Below are 1,726 nucleotides of genomic sequence, written 5' to 3'. Positions count from 1 at the left end.
TTAAAGTTAACCCTTTAAACTCCAATTCAGCTAGATTTAGTTCCTCAATGAAAACATCAATCACTCTGACCGTATTATCTTCACTGACGTAGTCTTCCAACGATTCTGGAAATAACGTTGATTGGTCACGACTTTCACCGCTTATAAACTTTGACATACTGCCTCAACCCTCAACTGAATCAATAGTCTAATTATATAAATATCAGTATATTAAGTGAACTAAATGTATAGATTAATAGATCATAAGCAGAACATACTTAGACCAAAAGGTGATCAGAGTTTTCACACAGTCTGGGCCAATAGCTAACCTTCAAGCGTAACTCGTTTCTGCCCCAAGACGAGTTAGGAATGAAGCTCACTCTTCTGCTGAAGGCGGGAGTGGGTTGTTTTTGGCATACGGCGATAGTAAGTTCGTTTAGAGTTTTTTCAAGTAATAGTTGACAATACGTTGCCTTCCTATCAAAATGACAGGTGTCAGATTGATAGGTGGTTCATGGTTGAAAATAATCCACAAGGCGTTAAAGAATTTCCTCTTACAGAGGGAACAGCCAGAAAAATAATGAATGATCTGGCAGAGAATTATACCCACAGGATTCGATGGAGCAAGCATGTTAAACAACGCATGCATGAACGAGGGGTTACTTCAGCACAAATTATTACTCTACTTAAGAGTAAACATTCGGTGTTCAGAGAGGGTCCATACCCTGAGGCCTCTGGAGATTGGAAATTTAACTTGAAAGGTTTAGCAGCGGGCAAAGTTATTGAGTTGACTGTTGCACTTAAGAATCATCATGACAGTCCTATGTCAGTTCTAGTAACTGTATGGATAGATTAAGAGGTTGATATGTACCATTATACTGAAAGCGGTTTATCAAACGTGTATCTAAAAAATGGTGTTACCGTTGAAGAAATCGATGGTGAAGAATATACAAGTATTGATGATATGAACGGACTTCATAGCGCAATAGCACAGGCTGTTGTAGACAGCAACAGACCTCTTGTGTATGAGGAATTTAAATTTTTACGTATTGAAATGAATGTTTCTCAAAAAATGCTTGCGACACGTTTTGGTGTAGATGAACAGACAATTGCACGTTATGAGAAAGGTCAAACAAAAATCCCACGTACTACAGATGCGGCTTTAAGAGCTTTGTATATGGAAAGCCAAGAGAAAAATAATCCCGTAAGTTATTTTCTTGATTTACTGTCGGATACTGAAGCTGAGGAAGCTGCAAAAGTAATTCGCCTAGAAGAAATCGAAAACCATTGGGAAGAAGTAGAAAGCTAAGCCTTAAACCACCCAGCCAAAAAGCCGACATTAAGTCGGCTTTTTGGCTTCTATTCATCTTGAAGCAATGCTAGATAATTTGTGGTTCGTACTAATTTATATGAAGACACGATAATACGATCCTCATCGTCATTATCTGTAACTCGTTAATTAGATGGTACGCTCCACCCATTAGCTAAACTCATAGAGTTGGCTATTACAGGAGGAAACCATCATGTCATTTGCAAAAGTCATAGGTATTGATTTAGGTAAATCAACTTTTCATTTAATTGGTCACGATTATGCTGGCCGTGAAGTCTTTCGTCATAAATATTCCAGAGCAAAGTTAGTCGATTTTCTATCTGTCCAAGAATCAACAACCATTGCGATGGAGGCTTGTTGTGGTGCTCACTGGCTAGCAAGGAAATGCAAACAATTTGGTCATGAGGTCAAACTAAT

General features: G+C 38.3%; 2 protein-coding genes and 2 pseudogenes. 3 read left to right on the top strand and 1 reads right to left on the bottom strand.

The window, feature by feature from the left end; all coding sequences use genetic code 11:
* Positions 1-157: pseudogene (locus tag LPA49_RS22090) on the bottom strand (IS5/IS1182 family transposase); the annotation flags it as partial.
* 336 nt (positions 158-493) lie between these two features.
* Here LPA49_RS22090 and LPA49_RS22085 point away from each other — a divergent pair.
* The 3 genes and pseudogenes from LPA49_RS22085 to LPA49_RS22075 all read left to right on the top strand — a co-directional run.
* Positions 494-835: a DUF4258 domain-containing protein gene (locus LPA49_RS22085; RefSeq protein ID WP_036973811.1), complete on the top strand. Its 342-nt coding sequence runs from the start codon at positions 494-496 to the stop codon at positions 833-835.
* A gap of 9 nt (positions 836-844) precedes the next feature.
* Positions 845-1,288, top strand: a complete 444-nt coding sequence (locus tag LPA49_RS22080) for a helix-turn-helix domain-containing protein (protein ID WP_036973810.1) — start codon at positions 845-847, stop codon at positions 1,286-1,288.
* Between the two features lie 214 nt (positions 1,289-1,502).
* Positions 1,503-1,726: pseudogene (locus LPA49_RS22075) on the top strand (IS110 family transposase); the annotation flags it as partial.

The organism is Pseudoalteromonas sp. MB41, assembly GCF_020966275.1.
Classification (GTDB): Bacteria; Pseudomonadota; Gammaproteobacteria; order Enterobacterales; family Alteromonadaceae; genus Pseudoalteromonas; species Pseudoalteromonas lipolytica.
Note: the sequence above shows the minus strand (reverse complement) of the source record. Positions and strands in the feature narration are given on the sequence as shown.

Bases quoted from the DNA above. Each gene is read 5' to 3' on its own strand.
- LPA49_RS22085 (WP_036973811.1), top strand. From the start codon at position 494: ATGGTTGAAAATAATCCACAAGGCGTTAAAGAATTTCCTCTTACAGAG.
- LPA49_RS22080 (WP_036973810.1), top strand. From the start codon at position 845: ATGTACCATTATACTGAAAGCGGTTTATCAAACGTGTATCTAAAAAAT.